Genomic DNA, 17,957 nt, shown 5'->3' with positions numbered 1-17,957 from the left:
AATGACCGAATACGCGATTCAAGCTGAAAATGTAGTGAAAAAGTTTGGTGACTTCACCGCCATCAACAACATCACGCTTAATGTGCCCAAAGGCAGTATTTATGGTTTTCTTGGCCCGAACGGCTGCGGTAAATCGACAACCATTCGTGTGTTGACGGGTTTGCTTAGCCCAAGTGAGGGCAACGTGGACGTGCTTGGGTTAGAGATCCCAAAACAATCGGAACTGCTGCGCCTCAAGATTGGCTACATGACACAAAAGTTTTCCCTCTATGATGACCTGACGGTTCAAGAGAATCTTGAGTTTATTGGACAAATCTTTGGTATGGAAACCAAGGCCCTAAAGGCTCGCATCGAAGAACAACTAGCCACCTACGGTCTCGACCAACTGCGTAAACAGCGCGTCGGAGGAATGAGCGGCGGCCAGAAACAACGCTTGTCTCTCGCCGCAGCCACCATGCATAAACCAGAACTGTTGTTTCTCGATGAACCCACGTCTGCGGTTGACCCAGAGAACCGACGCGATTTCTGGGAGCAGTTGTTTGATCTCTCTGACCAAGGTACGACGATTTTGGTCACAACGCACTACATGGATGAAGCGGAGCGTTGCCATCGTCTGGCTATCATGGAAGCTGGGGAAATCCGCGCCGATGGTGAGCCAGAAGAACTCATGACGCAAATGGGCGTTAACATCGTCGAAGTCAAAGCGGATAACTTACGCGAGCTAAAAGAGAAAGTCATTCGACGCGAAGAAGTCCGTTCTGCCGCACAGCTCGGCATTCGCTTACGCATTTTGATCCACCAGCACATCGAACAACCGATCGAATGGTTAACCCAAACCTTTCCAGAGCTTGAGGGCTGCGAGATGAACATTGCTCGCCCGAGCTTGGAAGATGTGTTTGTCAGTGTTACGGGAGAAGGTCGCCAATGATGAAATCTATTGCCCGTATGAAAGCGGTAATGATCAAAGAGATCCGTCAGCTTTCACGTGACCGCATTACCTTTGGCATGGTCGTGATGATCCCGTTGATTCAGCTCCTGCTGTTCGGCTTTGCCATTAATACCGATATTCGCAACATTCCCGTTGGCGTCGTCGATCAAAGTGGCAGTACTGCCGGGCGCGTGATTACCGAGTCCGTCAAAGTCACACAAGTGGTCGATGTGGTCGAAACCTTCGCTACCGCATCAGAAGCCGAGCAAGCCATTCAAGACGGCTTGGTACGAGCGGCTTTGATTCTGCCTAGCGACTTAACCCAACGTATGGTGCAAGGTCGAGAACTTGGACAGTGGATTGTGGATGGTTCAGACACCATGATCAGCTCTGCGATTCTCTCGCTACAAACCATGCCGTTAACGGATTTTGATTTTGAGATACGCCCTGCCCCAACCAAAACCTTTGAAGTTGCGCTGTATTACAACCCGAGTCGGCGCTCGGCGGTGAACATTGTCCCCGGTTTATTGGGCGTGATTCTGACTATGACGATGATCTTGTTCACTAGTGCAGCCATTGTTCGTGAGCGGGAACGCGGCAATTTAGAGTTACTGATTACTACGCCAATCCACTCCATCGAACTCATGGTGGCGAAGATCATTCCCTACATCTTTGTTGGTCTGATACAGGTGTTTATCATTTTAGGCTTGGGGCACTGGATATTTGGTGTGCCGATAAACGGCGCCATTAGTCAGATATTGTTTGGCACGCTGTTGTTTATCGCCGCGAGTTTAACCTTAGGTCTGGTGATATCCACCATTGCGACGACACAGCTTCAAGCAATGCAAATGACGGTGTTTATTCTTTTGCCGTCGATTCTTCTGTCCGGATTTATGTTCCCTTATGAAGGAATGCCCGTCGCGGCACAATGGATCTCAGAAGCCCTGCCTGCCACTCACTTTATGCGCATTATTCGTGGTGTGGTGTTGCGTGGTGCAGACCTAATGGAGCTATGGCGAGATACAGTTTGGTTACTTGGATTCACCGTTATCGGCCTTATTGTCGCTTCATTTCGCTTCAAAAAATCACTCGACTAATCCCACGATATTGCGTTCATTCCTTAAAAACAAAAATAGCCCCAACGAAGGGCTATTTTTTGTTTGTGTATTCATACACTGTGCTATCGAGCTCAACTCTCAGACAATATTAATAGTACTCGCCGTAGGAACAATCTCGTAAATCGGAAATATTGTAGTTTTTCAAAGAGTTTATTTTAAAGTTGAACACTACCTGTTTACAGACAACGCCTTCGCGATCCGTATACGTGATAATACCTTCACTGTACGCACGCTGACCATCAGAGGATGTCACGTCAGCAACAAGTTCCAAATGGCCCTTGTGCGCGTCTACGCGATTCATCATCTCAAACACATCGACCCACTCTTCGCGATTTGCCATTTGTATTAGCATGGACTTCGCCTGTGTTTCCAACTGCTGGGGGTATACATAATAACGGTTGTAACCAAAGTATGCGCACATAAGTAATAAAACGAGTGCAAATGAGGTTGTTCTTGTCATACAAGCTTCCTCTTGTTGTTATAAAAATCTTGCTTCGTTAATTCAGTATAGGAAGCGAGCAAAGTTTAGGTTATAGAACTTGCCCAAATAACAGAGGACAGTCAGAGACAGTCAATTCTATGACAAGCTCAACAACAAACTTTATTGCACTCTCATCATGGGCTTGAACAAAAATACGCCATAGAGACAGTAAGAAGTAAGAAGGGAAAACTAACCGGAGCGCGGTGATAACAGAAAAGTAAAAGGAGTTTGAAGAAAAAGACAATCCGAGTGAATGTAGTGAGAGCGGAAATCAAGATTAGATTATCCGCCCATCAACTAGGCTCAAATTGTCAGTGACCACAACAACGCGACTCACCGAATTTAAACGTGTTGGTAACTATCTTCGAGAGACTCTGTCTGCGTTGTTTTCTCGCTCACTTCCACTTTAACCGCTGCGACCTTGAACTCAGGGATTTTCGCATGCGGGTCAGTCGCCGTTGTCGTTAAACGGTTCACCGGCGATTCAACAAAGTGGAATGGAATGAACACCACACCTTTTTGAATACGCTTAGTCACAAAGGCATCAATCTCAATGCTGCCGCGACGTGTAGACACTGTAAGACGCTGACCATTACTGATGCCAAGTGCTTCTGCGTCTTCCACGCTAACCATTGCGCGAGGGCCAGCAAGGTTATCCAACCCTTTGGTTTTGCGCGTCATGGTGCCAGTGTGGAACTGCTCAAGTACACGACCTGTAGTAAGCACCAGTGGATACTCTTCATCTGGCAGCTCAGCCGCATAACGGAACGGTACGCCCACCATTTGCCCTTTACCACGAGTAAACTGGGTTTGGTGCATGATGCGAGTACCCGCTGGGTTGTTCTTGTTGCTCGGCCATTGCACACCGTTTGGCGTAATGGCATCCCAACGAAGTCCCGCGTATTGAGGCGTCACTCGTGCAATTTCATTGGTGATATCAGACACGCAGTGGTAATCCCAATCACTGCCCATGGCATTGGCGATTTCTTGAATAATCCACCAATCTTCTTTTGCCTCACCCGGTGCCGTGACAACCGGATTCACACGCTGAACACGACGCTCCGTATTGGTGAAGTGACCCGCTTTCTCTGCAAACGAGCAAGAAGGCAGAACCACATCCGCGTATTGTGCAGTCTCCGTTAGGAAGATGTCTTGAACCACCAAGAAGTCGAGCGTTTCTAAACCTTCAATCACATGCGCTTGGTTCGGGTCACTCAACACTGGGTTCTCACCCATGATGTACATACCACGGACGTCACGATGGCAAGCCGCATCAATGATTTCTGTCAGGGTTAGACCTTGCTCAGAAGGCAGATTTGGCGCGTTCCATTCAATCGCAAACTTCTGACGCACAATTGGGTTGTATACCTTTTGGTAGCCCGGGAAGCTGTTTGGCAAAGCGCCCATATCACACGCGCCTTGCACGTTAGATTGACCACGCAATGGGTTAATGCCACCACCTTCAATACCGATGTTGCCACACAGCAGCTGCAGGTTAGCGATAGAACGCACGTTGTCATGACCTGTCGTGTGCTGAGTAATACCCATCGAGTAGTACACAGCGGTACGATCTGCCGTACCGATCATGCGCGCCATTGCTTGAATGTCTTCGGCTTTTACGCCTGTAACCAACTCCACTTTATCGAGGTTGTAAGCTGGCGACATCACCTCTTGCAGTAAGGTATCAAAGCCGTCGACACGTTCTTCGATGTACTCTTGATCGTACCAACCGTTCTTGATGATCTGTTGCATGACGCCGTTCAGGAGCATCACATCAGTACCCGGACGGTGCGCCATGTACAACTCAGCATGCTCTGCCATATCGACACGTTTCGGGTCAGCCACAATTAAACGAGCGCCGTGGTGACGAATGGCTTGTTTGATGTGTGAAGCGATGATCGGGTGTGCTGATGTAGTATCCGAACCAATAATAAAGATCACATCCGAGTGCTTAATACTTGGAATGTCGTTGGTCATTGCACCACTACCCAGTGACGCTTCAAGACCGGTTACACTCGATGCGTGACACAAACGCGCACAGTGGTCGACGTTGTTAGTACCCAGTTCACGACGGACAAATTTTTGGAATGCGTAGTTGTCTTCGTTAGTGGTTTTCGCTGAAGAGAAACCCGCCAATGCGTTGCTGCCAAAATCTTGCTTGATGCCAGAGAACTTGCTCGCAATCAGTTGAATCGCCTCTTCCCAACTTGCAGGCTGCAACCAACCGTCTTTACGAATCAATGGCGTGGTAAGACGCTCTTCACTGCCAATGAAATCAAAACCAAAGCGCCCTTTCACACACAGCATGCCTTGGTTCACCGGCGAGTCACCGCCTTTCACGTAACGAATCGTGTTGGTTGTCTCGTCCACGAACATGGTCAACTTACAGCCCACACCACAGTATGTACAAATGGTGTCGACCGCTTTCAGATCTTCAGTACGACCTTGCGAACGGTCACGACTATCAACCATCGCGCCCGTTGGGCACACTTGAACGCACGCGCCACATTGCACGCAGTTCGAATCGCCCATTAGGGTTAAGCCATTCTTGTTACTTCCAAAGTGTGGACGATCATCAGGACGTAATGCAGGACGACCTTGTTTGTCGCACACAAAGTTCAGTACGCCGTGCACGGCTTTGTCGCGACACACTTGGATACACTGCCCACAGCTAATACAGCGGTTAGCATCAAACTCAATAAACTCAGAGCTACGGTCAACTTCGTACTTATGACGCAAGTCTTTCGCACGGAGATCTAACCAATCTTGATGCGATTTAATCTGCAAGGAGAAGTCAAAGCTTTGCTCGGCTTCATATTCGGTGGAGTAATCACGCAGCGCACAATCGGTATTTGCCTGACAACCACATTCAAGACAGCGCGCCGCTTCCTGCATCGCTTCTTCGTTATCAAAGCCCAACTCCACTTCAGCGAAGCTTTGCTCGCGTTGTGCTGGAGTCAATTCTGGCATGATAGATCGAGCGACTTTCTGGATGTTCTCGAAGTGAAGCGGATCGACTTGAGAGAGTTTCTTCTCTTTGCGCGAGTTGAACGCCGCCTTTGGCATATCGGCCATATCGCCATTCAAAAACAGATCAATGGCTTTTGCCGCAACGCGGCCATCACCCACGGCTTCAACTGCCGTTGCTGGACCACGGCGGAAATCACCAATACTGAAGATGTTACCCGTGCCGGTGTGCATGGTCTTTTCATCTGCATCAGAGGTGTTCCAGCGCGTAAGCGGAATAGATAAGTCTTCACCTTCTAGGAAGCTCAGGTCTGGCTTTTGCGATACTGCCGCAATTACGGTGTCGAACTCTTCGGTGAAGAACTCACCGGTTGGTTTAGGGCTTCGACGACCAGATGCATCCGGCTCACCCAACGCCATGCGTTCTAGACGAATTGCATTCACGCGTCCGGTTTCATCGGCAAGGTTTTCTGCCGGGTTGGTTAAGAAGTGGAATTTCACCCCTTCGTGTTCCGCTTCGACAATCTCATAGTCTTCTGCTGGCATTTCGTCACGGGTTCGACGGTAAATCAACGTGGTGTCTGCACCAGCGCGACGCGCAGTACGAGCACAGTCAATTGCCGTGTTACCACCACCGATCACCGCGACTTTCTGACCCGTAACGTAGTTTTGTTCGGTAACGTAATCTTTAAGATAATCAACACCTAAGTAGCAACCTTCAAGATCACTGCCTGTGTAATGCATTTCAACCGCTTGAGACGCGCCGACAGCCAAACACACCGCGTCGTATTCTTCACTCAATTGAGAGAGCGTGAAATCAACACCCAGCTTTTGATTGGTGTGAACTTGCATGCCATTGCGGCACATCAGTTCGATTTCTTTATCTAGAATGTCTTTTGGCAAACGGTATTCTGGGATGCCATAACGCAACCAACCGCCCGCTTTTGGCATGGATTCAAAGACCGTAACGTCATAGCCTTCGTTCGATAGGTAGTAGCCGGCCGTTAGACCACCAGGACCACTGCCGACGACGGCAATGTTCAAACCTTTGCTTGGTTTCTTTTCTGGCACATAGGCTTCATGCGCAGACAGATCTGCATCCGCGGCATGACGTTTTAGCTGACGAATTGCAATAGGCTCATCGACTAACGAGCGGCGACATTCGCTCTCACAAAATGCTGGGCACACACGACCAATCGATAGCGGCATAGGAAGCGTACGCTTAATCACTTCAATCGCTTTTTGATGATCGTTCTGTGCGATGTGATAAAGGTACGATTGGATATCAACGCCCGCTGGACACGCGGTTTTACATGGCGCTTCACAATCGGCGTAATGGTCCGTCATGATACGGTTGAGTGCTTTTCTGCGGTGCTCGCTTAATTGTTCTGATTGCGTGACCACATTAAGGCCGCGGTAAACTTCAAGTTCACACGCACGCTTAGTACCGCCGCTTTCGACTTCAACCACACACAAGTCACACGGTACTTTTTCATTACTTTTGTTCATTCCGCACAGCGATGGGATCTCGACCCCACACACTTTTGCTGCTTCTAAAAGGGTTAGACCCTCTTCTACAATTCTATATTTTCCATCGATGACAATTTCTATCATGCAACCCCCGCAGCAAAGCAAATCCAAATCTGCACAAGTAAAACCATGCACTCTATAAGGATAATCATTTGTAAGACAAGTTAGTGTGATGTAAAACTTATAAACCACATTTTTCACGTGTCATAAAAAGCGAGGGCTTCTTTCGCTAACTTTCAACACTCGGTGTTTAACAAACGTTTTACTCCCTCGAAAGTGCGAAAACTGAAGGGTTGGACTATTTTGATAATAAGAGTAATAAATGATTGACCTTACCCTTAGGTTAACCTTTAGAATCGAAGGGTTTTCATCATTTTCATCAAACACATGGGAAAAGGTATGCACTTAAAATCGCTGCATACAATCTGGTTAACTCTCTTCACGACGCTAGTACTGTTGGTATCTAGTGTGGCGAACAGTGAGCTGTTGATGAATATTCAAATGATGTCTACTGGCATGGCTCATCATCCTTCTATGATGAGTGACAGCGAACACTGTGGTATGCCTGGTATGATGGACGTCTCCATGACAGACGCTTCTATGTCCGAAGATGGCGATGCAAGAGAAACCAGCATGAACTGTGGTGGAGGCTCTGGCATGGTTCATACCTGCTGTACTGCCGCGTGTACGATAGTTTTCGTCCCCCTACCGAATCCTACCAATAGCCCAATGCCCGTCATCTATCGCGCAACTATTACTCCTGAAGTTGCTTCCCCAGTCGTACACGTCAGCCGCGACCTATATCGACCTCCAATAGCCTAAATCCGTCCTAGCATTCGACCCTGCGCGTGTATCGCAGGTTGTTTTAATGCGCCTGAACGATGAGGTAACAAGGCTTTACTGTTCCCGCAATAAAATCCGCACCTCCATCGATCCGGCGAACACTGGATTTAGATTATGGATATCAAACCATACCGCTTAGCTGCACCTATTTTTATGGTGGCTCTGGTCGCTGCGCCTACCTTGGTTAACGCCGCAGGAAAAGAGACGCACGCAGCGCAAAATTCCGCATCAAGTGAGCGAGCTTCAACGACCAAGCTTGCCCAACTGATCAACGTCGCTTTGAGTAACGATGGCAATCGTAAGCAATACTCTGCGCAATCTGCTGCCATGCGTGAAACGGGCGTCGCGAGTGCGACCTTGATGGACCCAAAACTGAAAGTGGGTTTTGGTGGCTTGCCTGTCGACAGCTTCAAATTCGATGAAGACCCAATGACCAACATCTCCGTTGGTTTAATGCAACAGTTTGAGCGTGGCTCGACGCTTGATTTACAGCAGAAGAAAGCCAATCAACAAGCCGACGGCCTTGGGCTTCAAGTCCATGCTCGTGAGCTTGAAGTAGCCAACAGCATGACTCAACTTTGGTTAGAACTTGGTTACCAGCAACGCGCTGAACAAATCATGCTTGAGAATCGCAAGTTGATGAAGGAGATGGAAAGCTTTATTCAAACCAACTATTCGATTGGTAAGAGTGAAGCGCAAGATCTGCTCAATGCCCAGCTTCAAGTCAGCAAGTTGGATGAGAAACTGCAAGCCAACGCACAAATGCAACGTCGTCTTATCTCTCAACTCTCCGAATGGTTGGGGTCAGATTGGTTGGCAAACGAAGAGGCTCTGCACGCGAGCAATCAACTTAATTGGGACACACTGAACAGCAAACTTGCTGCCAGTCAGGGTTCCACCAAGCATTATCAGCAACTCAGCCAACACCCGATGGTTAAGATGGCCGACGTCAGTATTTCTGCCAATAAAACGCAGGTGGAAATTGCTGAGCAAGCCTACAACCCACAATTTGGCGTCGAAGTAATGTACGCCTACCGCCAAGCCGACAACATGATGGGTGAACCCGCCTCCGATTTGGTCAGCGCTTACCTAACCATGGACATTCCGTTGTTTACGGGTGACCGCCAAGATCGCAATCTCGCGGCCGCTCAATACCAAGTTGGCGCGGCACAATCACAAAAAGACACCTTACTAACGCAGATGAATGCCAAGGTGAACACTCTGTTGGTTGATCGCGGCAACTTAACCCAACGCTTAGAACGTTATCAATCCACCTTATTGCCTCAAGCGAAAGCGCGCATTCAAGCCGTTGAGCGGGGTTATCAAAACAACACAGCGCAGTTTAACGATGTGATTTCCGCCACGACTGACGAGTTGGCTCTGCAATTGGAGCAACAACGTCTACTGACCGATCTCAACATCGCAAACAGCAATTTAGCCACCCTACTCGGTGGTTTCGACTACCAAGTGGCTTCACCGGAAGCTCGCTCTATTTCGACATATTAATTTGTGATTCCCCAAGACAGTTGGGGCTACAGCTAGGCGGCAAACAAGAGAATCCCATGAGCACTTTCCCTAACAAACTAAGGGATCCTCTATGTGATTTGGGTGAACGAGAGCAGGCAACAACGCTGTAGCGTCAAATGTGAAGGGGAAAATAAGGTAAAACAATGAAAACATTAAAAATTGCAACCATTGCGCTGATTGTTGGTGGTGCTTTAGGGTTTGGTGCTAATCATTTTCTTACGGGCTCGGCTCACGACATGAGTGCGATGGGTGGTGAACCTGCTTCAAGCTCTAATGATCCGCTTTACTGGGTTGCCCCAATGGATCCGAACTACAAACGCGACAAGCCGGGTAAGTCCCCAATGGGCATGGATTTGATTCCGGTTTACGCAGAAGACCTATCCGGTGAACAAGACGCACCGGGTACAGTGACTATTGACCCTTCAGTAGAGAACAACCTCGGGGTTAAAACCGCAAACGCGACACTACAACAGCTATCACCACGCATCGAAACGGTTGGCTATATTGCCTTTGATGAAAGTCTGTTATGGCAAACCAACGTTCGTGTGGCGGGTTGGGTAGAAAAACTCTACATCAATGCCGTGGGTGAGAAAGTGAAGAAAGGCGATGTGCTTTTCACGCTCTATTCTCCTGAACTGGTTAAAGCACAAGAAGAATTGCTGAATGCGTACCGCACTGGCCGCAAAGGTCTTGTAAAAGGCGCGACCGAACGCTTGGTAACGCTTGGGGTTGACCGTGCTCAAATCAAATCCATTACTCGTAGTGGTAAAGCATCACAAACCATTGAAATCAAAGCACCTGCTGATAGCGTTATCGCGAGCTTAAACGTGCGTGAAGGTGGCTATTTGTCCCCTGCTCAAGCGGTGATCAGTGCAGGTCCCTTGGACAATGTTTGGGTTGATGCAGAAGTCTTTGAGCGTCAAGCACACTGGATGAAAGCAGGTTCTCAAGCCACGATGACCCTTGACGCGATTCCGGGCAATGAATGGCAAGGTGTCGTAGATTACGTGTACCCAATCCTCGATCCGAAAACACGTACGTTGCGTGTGCGTCTTAAATTCCCTAATCCAGATGGCGCATTGAAGCCAAATATGTTCGCCAATATTGCCCTGCAGCCTGTCACTGACGATGCAGTATTAACGATTCCTAAATCATCTGTTATCCGCTCTGGCGGTATGACTCGCGTTGTTCTGGCGGAAGGTGATGGCAAATACCGTTCTGCTCGAATTGAAGTTGGCCGCGAAGCTGGCGAACAAATCGAAGTATTACAAGGACTTAAACAAGGCGACAAGATCGTTACGTCATCTCACTTCATGCTCGACTCTGAATCAAGCCAGTCGGCAGATCTGTCTCGCATCAATGGTGTAGAAGCGGCAGCAGAAACGGCATGGGCCAAAGGTGAAATCACAGACGTAATGAAAGATCACCGCATGCTGACCATCAACCACCAACCTGTACCAGAATGGGATTGGCCGGGCATGGTAATGAACTTCACTTTCGCAGATGGCGTTGAAATGGGTGACTTGAAAAAAGGTCAGGCTATCGAATTTGAAATGCAAAAGACGGAGTCCGGTCAGTACCAAATCATCGACTACAAGGCAGACAACAGCGTCATTGCCGCAGAGGTTTGGCTAACTGGTGACATCACAATGCTGATGGCTGATTTTGGCATGATCACCTTAAACCACCTACCGGTTGCAGAATGGAACTGGGATGCTGGCGAGATGAACTTCTCTGTCGGTGAAGATGTTGATCTCTCGGGTTTTGAAGAAGGACAGAAAGTTCGGTTTCTAGTTGAAAAACAAGGATCTGACTACGTTCTTAGACAGCTAGTTCCTGCAACAACAGCCGTCGAGGGTTAATTATGATCAATGCTATTATTCGTTGGTCACTGAGCAACCGATTCCTAGTGTTGGTCGCGACCTTAGCCCTTGTATTAGGCGGACTTTACAGTGTAAAGAATACGCCTGTTGATGCGATTCCAGATCTTTCTGATGTGCAAGTGATCATCAAGACAAGCTATCCGGGTCAAGCTCCTCAAGTCGTCGAGGATCAAGTTACTTACCCACTCACCACCGCCATGCTTGCCGTGCCGGGAGCTGAGACGGTTCGTGGCTACTCTTTCTTTGGTGACTCTTACGTTTATATCATTTTCAACGATGATACCGACATGTACTGGGCACGTTCACGCGTGTTGGAGTACTTAAGCCAAGTAGCACCAAAGCTGCCACCGAACGCAAAACCAACCCTAGGTCCTGATGCAACGGGCGTGGGCTGGGTTTACAGCTACGTATTACAAGACAAAACTGGCAAGCATGATTTGGCTGATCTTCGCAGCCTGCAAGACTGGTTCTTGAAGTACGAATTGCAAACCGTTGATGGCGTTTCTGAAGTCGCTACCGTGGGCGGTATGGTGAAGCAGTATCAAGTGCAGATTGATCCTGCCAAGCTGCGTGCGTACAACCTCACTTTGCAACAAGTGAACATGGCAATCCAAAACGGCAACCAAGAAACCGGCGCGTCCGTTATCGAAGTGGCCGAAGCCGAGCACATGGTTCGTACCACAGGCTACCTAACCAGCATTGAAGACATCAAGTCACTGCCTCTCAAAGTCACTGAGAAAGGCACGCCGTTGCTATTAGGTGATATCGCAGACATTAACCTTGGCCCACAAATGCGCCGTGGTATCTCAGAGCTGAATGGCGAAGGTGAAGCAGTGGGTGGTGTTATCGTGATGCGCTTTGGTGAAAATGCCAGTGAAGTGATTGCGAAAGTCAAAGACAAACTCGCAGACTTACAACGCAGCCTACCAGAAGGCGTGGAAATTGTTGCAACCTACGACCGTTCTACTCTTATCGATTCAGCGGTAGAAAACCTCTGGAAGAAGCTTGCAGAAGAGTTCATCGTCGTCGCGATTGTGTGTGCGTTGTTCCTGTTCCACATTCGTTCTTCATTGGTTATCGCTCTGAGCCTACCGGTTGGCATTCTTAGTGCGTTTATCGTAATGCATTGGCAAGGCATCAACGCCAACATCATGTCCTTGGGTGGTATTGCGATAGCCATCGGAGCCATGGTAGATGGTGCGATCGTGATGATTGAAAACGTTCACAAGCACATTGAACGAACGCCACTGACCGATAAAAACCGCTGGCAAGTGATTGGCAAAGCCGCAGAAGAGGTCGGCGCTCCGCTGTTCTTCTCATTGCTGATCATTACTCTTAGTTTCGTACCGGTGTTCGCCTTAGAAGGCCAAGAAGGCAAGATGTTCTCGCCGCTTGCGTTCACTAAGACGTACGCCATGGCAGCGGCAGCAGGTTTGGCAATCACGCTCGTGCCTGTACTTATGGGCTACTTCATCCGCGGTAAGGTGTTACCGGAACACAAAAACCCGGTTAACCGCGGCTTGGTCGCGCTGTACCGCCCGCTGTTGAACACCAGCTTAAAATACCCTAAGACCATGATTGTTATCGCATTAGGTCTAATGGCATCGGCTTACTACCCAACCAGTAAACTGGGTAGCGAGTTCATCCCGCCGCTGGATGAAGGCGACTTGATGTACATGCCAACGACCTATCCGGGTATCTCAATTGGTAAAGCGCGCGTGCTTCTACAACAAACCAACAAGCTGATCAAAACCGTTCCAGAAGTGAAAACCGTATGGGGCAAAATTGGCCGAGCTGAGACCGCAACCGATCCAGCGCCACTCACCATGATTGAAACCGTGATTCAGTTGAAGCCACGCGACCAATGGCGTGAAGGGGTAACAACCGAGTCACTGCGCAAAGAGTTCGACAAGCTGGTTCAGTTCCCTGGTCTTACTAACGCTTGGGTAATGCCGATCAAAACGCGTATCGACATGTTGGCAACGGGCATCAAAACCCCTATCGGCATTAAGATCGCCGGACCTGATCTGAAAGTGATTGAGAAGATCGGTTCTCAGCTAGAGCCAATTCTTAATGGCGTACAAGGCACGGCATCGGTTTACGCAGAACGTGTAGCAGGCGGTCGTTACGTCACGATCGACATTAAACGTCGTGCCGCAGCGCGTTATGGCTTAAGCATCAAAGACGTTCAGCAAGTGATCTCCACTGCGGTGGGTGGCATGAATGTGGGTGAAACCATTGAAGGCTTGGAGCGTTACCCAATCAATGTTCGTTACCCACAAGACTACCGTGATTCAGTGGTTAAACTGCAAAACCTACCATTAGTCACACCAAATGGCGCTCGTATTGCGCTGGCTGACGTAGCGGACATTCGTTACGAAGACGGCCCTCCGATGATCAAGACAGAAAACGCGCGTCCAAACGGCTGGGTATTTGTCGACATCGATGGTCGTGACCTTGGCTCTTACGTCGTAGAAGCGCAACAGGTCGTGGCTGATCAATTGGAACTTCCTGCGGGTTACTCGCTGGCTTGGTCTGGTCAATACGAATACATGGAGCGTGCGAAAGACCGCTTGAGTGTCGTGGTACCAATCACTATCGCCATCATTATGCTGCTGCTTTACTTCAGCTTCCGTCGCGTTGGCGAAGTGATGATCATCATGCTTACCCTACCGCTCGCTATGGTCGGTGGTTTGTGGCTCATGCATATCCTCAACTACAACTTCTCAATTGCCGTCGGGGTTGGCTTTATTGCCCTAGCAGGCGTCGCGGTTGAAATTGGGGTCATCATGCTCGTCTACCTCAACCAAGCATGGCACTACAAGAAGCTGGATGCGGAAGAGAGTAAACAAAAGCTTGAGGCGAAAGACCTAACCGATGCCATTCGTGAAGGTGCGGGCCTGCGTGTTCGCCCAGTAATGATGACGGTACTGACAGTAATTATTGGTCTGATTCCGATCATGTACGGCGAAGGTACAGGATCAGAAGTAATGCAACGTATCGCCGCGCCAATGATTGGCGGTATGGCCTCAGCACTGCTGCTGACGCTGTTGGTACTTCCAGCCATCTTCAAGCTGTGGAAACAACGTGAGTTGCGCCCAAGCAACTCAACTCCGAGCCAAACAAGCACGCAAACTGGCAACCAAATCGAAAACGCCGCCAGCACAGATCGCACTGGCAACAAGGCTTAATCCCTACCTTCCCCTCAATCAATTCGTTTGGGGGGAAGCAACCAAGTTATTAATGAATTAAAACAAGGATATAAAAATGAAAAAGACACTAATCACTCTTACTCTAGCCCTAACAACAACGACTGCGTTTGCCCAAATGGATCATTCAAACATGGACCACGCGAACATGGATCATAGCAACATGAAGCATGAAAATATGGACCACGGCAGCATGAAGATGGACCACAGTAAAATGGACCATTCAAACATGATGGATATGCCGGGCATGTCGGCAGTAGGTATGCCAGCAAAAGGTGCAAAGCCAGACAAGGTGGTACACGTTATCTTGGGTGATGACATGACTATTAAGTTCAAGAAAGACGTTAAGATTGAGCCAAACGATGTGGTGCAGTTTGTAGTCATGAACACAGGTAAGATCAACCACGAGTTTACGATTGGTTCGGCTAAAGAGCAGCTAAAACATCGCGAAATGATGAAGACAATGAGCGGTGATCACATGCACGACTCGGGCAACTCTGTGACGGTAGAACCGGGTAAAGCGAAGCAGTTGTTGTGGCATTTCCACGGTGACAACAATGTTGAGTTCGCGTGCAACATTCCGGGCCATGCAGAATCGGGCATGGTTAAAAAGATTGAACTGTAAGTAATTATCCAACTAGACAAAGGAGCTGATGATTCAGCTCCTTTTATTTCTCTGGATCAAACTATTCGTTAGCTCATGATAAGAAATTCTGAGCCAGTGTCTCACGCTAAGATATTTTTATGACCGAATCACCGACGTAATATATAAGCCAAACTACAGGCCTTGATAGCAACACTCTTCTCCCCATATTGAGACCGTTTAAGCGTATTGCAAAGAATCCTACATAAAATAGACATAGATTTAACAGTGTTTAGAGTATTGGCTCGTTATAGTTTACGTGACATCGCTACGGTGCGAACTAAAACTAAAATTGAAGAACACGATCCATGAAAAAGTTATTTTTGTTGGCTGGGCTAATGGTTTGCTCAACCCTAAGTTACGCGTCCCAACTGAATGAGGACATTTCTCTCCTCGAGCAACAAACCTCAAGCAGAATTGGGGTGTCAGTTTGGGATACCCAAGCAGACGAGCGTTGGGATTACCGTGGCGATGAACGCTTCCCACTCATGAGCACATTCAAAACCCTAGCTTGTGCCAAAATGCTAAGTGATATGGACAGCGGTAAGCTAAGTAAAAATGCGACCGCAAAAGTCGATGAGCGCAGTATCGTTGTATGGTCTCCAGTGATGGATAAGCTCGCAGGCCAAAACACACGCATAGAGCACGCGTGTGAAGCCGCTATGTTAATGAGTGATAATACCGCAGCCAACTTAGTATTAAATGAAATTGGCGGCCCTAAGGCCGTAACAATGTTTCTGCGAACAATTGGAGATAAAGCAACGCGCCTAGACAGAATAGAACCTCGCTTGAACGAAGCCACACCAGGCGACAGCCGCGACACAACCACACCTAACGCCATACTAAACACTCTTCGAACTTTGGTCGAAGGCGAAACGTTGTCTTATGAGTCTCGTGTACAATTAAAAATCTGGATGCAGGACAACAAAGTTTCAGACTCGTTAATGCGTTCTGTATTACCAACAGGTTGGTCTATTGCAGACCGTTCTGGTGCGGGAGGTCATGGTTCGCGGGGCATTAACGCGATTATATGGAAGGAAAATCATCGACCTGTTTACATTAGTATTTATGTCACAGAAACCGAGCTCTCACTTCAAGCTAGGGACCAACTCGTTGCGCAGATAAGTCAGTTGATTTTACAAAAGTACAAAGACAATTAAGTCACCACTCACCTGACCCTATTTGTATCCTTTTCTAGCCCTTCTATTCCAGAAGGGCTCATTCTGTACTTCCATCTTAAAAACACCACTTATTGAGTAATGACTTACTTATAAATAGGTATAAGATTTACTTATTTAGGGTGAGTTAACGCCCACATTAAGCAACCAAATTCACACAAATGGCGATAATTAAACCATACTCTTACCAAGAAGCACATTTTCTACAAAATAGCTTCACGTAATTTATTGTTGTTATTTGCAACATTGCCAAGGAGATGTCTATTGAGACTTGAAAGAACTTTTAACCCTGATGACTTATCGATGCAAAACATGGAAAGTCCGATATGTATGCCGATAGGGTTTGTTCACTTTTTAGCTCAATCGGAAACACTACAGCAAGTACTTGATACGGTGGCAGAATGGATAAATCGTATATTTAATTCTGACCGTGCGAGTATCACACTTTATGAAAACAATGATCATTTAAAGGTCTACTCTTTCTCTGGTAGTAAAGCGATTCCCGCTGAATTTTTAGTGCCCATTCATCAAGCGTTTGTTGGCCGAGTGTTCAAAAAGCAACAACTGATGATCTGCGACGATGTTACGCAATCTGATGAGATCGATTGTGTGATGCTCGCATCCAATGGTATGGGGACGTGTATGGACGCGCCTTTAATGCACGGTAAAGTCTGCCTAGGAACGCTTAATGTTGCGCATCATCAAACGCACATTTACACAAACGAACAAGCGGCACAGCTTCAGTGCATCGCTAATTGGATTGCTTTAAACATTGCCCTTCATATACAGATTATGAAAATGGAACACCTCGCCACGACGGATGATCTAACAGGTATTCCAAACCGCAGAGAGTTCATGCGACAAATCGAAAGCCGCCTAAATGAATACCGAACCCTGGGCATTGACTTCCATGTTGCTATTTTAGATCTCGACAATTTTAAAAGCCTCAATGACCGATTTGGTCATGACGCAGGCGATAAATCACTGATCCATGCAGTCAATACTATTAAAAGTCATCTACTTGATTGTGACTTACTTGCCAGAGTTGGCGGTGAAGAGTTTGCCATCGTATTAAGAAGTCGCTCATCACAGCAAGCTCTAGACACATTAGAAACAATTCGTAATGCACTAGAAACGACGACCGTTCAACATTCAGGTTGTGATATGAGCTTCACCGCGAGTATTGGGGTCACTCAAGTCTGTCGTCTCGACGACTCATTTGAACCATTAGTTAAACGCGCCGACTTAGCACTTTACAAGGCAAAAGAAACTGGAAGAAATCGCGTTGAGTTTCATATTGGTGAAGAAAGGTAGAAAAAATAAAAAAAGGTAGCGACTCATTGCGCTACCTTTTATCGATTCTAACCCGCTTAAAATAACTAATACGAACTTTAAGCCAGTTTAAAATAAGAATGAGCAAATTTAATTATGCTTTCTTAAGATCTTTAGCTGGGTAAGTTAGTGTTTTTTCGCCTGCTTTTACATGTGTGTAAAAACCGCCACTGCTTAAACCTGTAACAACCATTTCGCCAAGATCGATACCTTTAGTCGCTACTACTACGTCACCGATTGAAAACATATTGAATACCTTGTTTGTTTAGATTAAGACACTAAGTCGTTGCGCGGTATTTAATACGATATTAGGCAAAG

12 protein-coding genes are annotated in these 17,957 nt (G+C 47.6%); 9 read left to right on the top strand and 3 right to left on the bottom strand.

Features of this window, described 5'->3' with window-relative positions; all coding sequences use genetic code 11:
• Position 1 precedes the first annotated feature (1 nt).
• On the top strand, positions 2-928 hold the full coding sequence (locus R7H07_RS10085; RefSeq protein WP_017635232.1) for an ABC transporter ATP-binding protein: 927 nt from the start codon (positions 2-4) through the stop codon (positions 926-928).
• Complete coding sequence (locus R7H07_RS10080; RefSeq protein ID WP_017635233.1) at positions 928-2,025, top strand: ABC transporter permease; 1,098 nt, start codon at positions 928-930, stop codon at positions 2,023-2,025. The genes R7H07_RS10085 and R7H07_RS10080 overlap by 1 nt, the downstream gene beginning before the upstream one ends.
• A 109-nt stretch (positions 2,026-2,134) precedes the next feature.
• Here R7H07_RS10080 and R7H07_RS10075 read toward each other — a convergent pair whose 3' ends face one another.
• Together R7H07_RS10075 and fdhF are read right to left on the bottom strand one after the other, a co-directional pair.
• Positions 2,135-2,506, bottom strand: coding sequence for a hypothetical protein (locus tag R7H07_RS10075; RefSeq protein WP_005375433.1), 372 nt, complete (start codon positions 2,504-2,506; stop codon positions 2,135-2,137).
• A 363-nt stretch (positions 2,507-2,869) separates the two neighbouring features.
• Complete coding sequence (gene fdhF / locus R7H07_RS10070) at positions 2,870-7,108, bottom strand: formate dehydrogenase subunit alpha (protein ID WP_206958959.1); 4,239 nt, start codon at positions 7,106-7,108, stop codon at positions 2,870-2,872.
• Between the two features lie 315 nt (positions 7,109-7,423).
• Here fdhF and R7H07_RS10065 point away from each other — a divergent pair, with 315 nt between their 5' ends.
• From R7H07_RS10065 to R7H07_RS10035, 7 genes are all read left to right on the top strand, one after another.
• Positions 7,424-7,846, top strand: coding sequence for a hypothetical protein (locus R7H07_RS10065; RefSeq protein ID WP_064354572.1), 423 nt, complete (start codon positions 7,424-7,426; stop codon positions 7,844-7,846).
• Positions 7,847-7,981: 135 nt separating this feature from the next.
• A complete protein-coding gene (locus R7H07_RS10060; RefSeq protein ID WP_104029242.1) occupies positions 7,982-9,373 on the top strand; it encodes a TolC family protein in 1,392 nt (463 codons plus the stop codon).
• A gap of 164 nt (positions 9,374-9,537) precedes the next feature.
• Complete coding sequence (locus tag R7H07_RS10055; RefSeq protein WP_206958961.1) at positions 9,538-11,256, top strand: efflux RND transporter periplasmic adaptor subunit; 1,719 nt, start codon at positions 9,538-9,540, stop codon at positions 11,254-11,256.
• Between the two features lie 2 nt (positions 11,257-11,258).
• Positions 11,259-14,468, top strand: a complete 3,210-nt coding sequence (locus R7H07_RS10050) for an efflux RND transporter permease subunit (RefSeq protein WP_054578674.1) — start codon at positions 11,259-11,261, stop codon at positions 14,466-14,468.
• Between the two features lie 76 nt (positions 14,469-14,544).
• Positions 14,545-15,111 (top strand): copper-resistant cuproprotein CopI, encoded by a 567-nt coding sequence (gene copI, locus R7H07_RS10045; RefSeq protein WP_054578673.1) that lies wholly within the window; start codon positions 14,545-14,547, stop codon positions 15,109-15,111.
• Between the two features lie 326 nt (positions 15,112-15,437).
• Positions 15,438-16,289 (top strand): carbenicillin-hydrolyzing class A beta-lactamase CARB-42, encoded by an 852-nt coding sequence (locus R7H07_RS10040; protein ID WP_005375420.1) that lies wholly within the window; start codon positions 15,438-15,440, stop codon positions 16,287-16,289.
• Positions 16,290-16,571: 282 nt separating this feature from the next.
• The gene (locus R7H07_RS10035; protein ID WP_025998663.1) at positions 16,572-17,621 is read left to right on the top strand and encodes a sensor domain-containing diguanylate cyclase; all 1,050 of its coding nucleotides are present in this window, start codon (positions 16,572-16,574) and stop codon (positions 17,619-17,621) included.
• Between the two features lie 112 nt (positions 17,622-17,733).
• Here the strand turns inward: R7H07_RS10035 and R7H07_RS10030 are convergent, their stop codons facing one another.
• The gene (locus R7H07_RS10030) at positions 17,734-17,886 is read right to left on the bottom strand and encodes a hypothetical protein (RefSeq protein WP_005375418.1); all 153 of its coding nucleotides are present in this window, start codon (positions 17,884-17,886) and stop codon (positions 17,734-17,736) included.
• Positions 17,887-17,957: the final 71 nt, after the last annotated feature.

Origin of the sequence: Vibrio sp. Vb1127 (assembly GCF_033338735.1) — a bacterium.
Classification (GTDB): domain Bacteria; phylum Pseudomonadota; class Gammaproteobacteria; order Enterobacterales; family Vibrionaceae; genus Vibrio; species Vibrio alginolyticus.
Note: the sequence above shows the minus strand (reverse complement) of the source record. Positions and strands in the feature narration are given on the sequence as shown.

Bases quoted from the DNA above. Each gene is read 5' to 3' on its own strand.
- R7H07_RS10055 (WP_206958961.1), top strand. From the start codon at position 9,538: ATGAAAACATTAAAAATTGCAACCATTGCGCTGATTGTTGGTGGTGCT.
- fdhF (WP_206958959.1), bottom strand. From the start codon at position 7,108: ATGATAGAAATTGTCATCGATGGAAAATATAGAATTGTAGAAGAGGGT.
- R7H07_RS10080 (WP_017635233.1), top strand. From the start codon at position 928: ATGAAATCTATTGCCCGTATGAAAGCGGTAATGATCAAAGAGATCCGT.
- R7H07_RS10030 (WP_005375418.1), bottom strand. From the start codon at position 17,886: ATGTTTTCAATCGGTGACGTAGTAGTAGCGACTAAAGGTATCGATCTT.
- R7H07_RS10065 (WP_064354572.1), top strand. From the start codon at position 7,424: ATGCACTTAAAATCGCTGCATACAATCTGGTTAACTCTCTTCACGACG.
- copI (WP_054578673.1), top strand. From the start codon at position 14,545: ATGAAAAAGACACTAATCACTCTTACTCTAGCCCTAACAACAACGACT.
- R7H07_RS10060 (WP_104029242.1), top strand. From the start codon at position 7,982: ATGGATATCAAACCATACCGCTTAGCTGCACCTATTTTTATGGTGGCT.
- R7H07_RS10050 (WP_054578674.1), top strand. From the start codon at position 11,259: ATGATCAATGCTATTATTCGTTGGTCACTGAGCAACCGATTCCTAGTG.
- R7H07_RS10075 (WP_005375433.1), bottom strand. From the start codon at position 2,506: ATGACAAGAACAACCTCATTTGCACTCGTTTTATTACTTATGTGCGCA.
- R7H07_RS10085 (WP_017635232.1), top strand. From the start codon at position 2: ATGACCGAATACGCGATTCAAGCTGAAAATGTAGTGAAAAAGTTTGGT.
- R7H07_RS10040 (WP_005375420.1), top strand. From the start codon at position 15,438: ATGAAAAAGTTATTTTTGTTGGCTGGGCTAATGGTTTGCTCAACCCTA.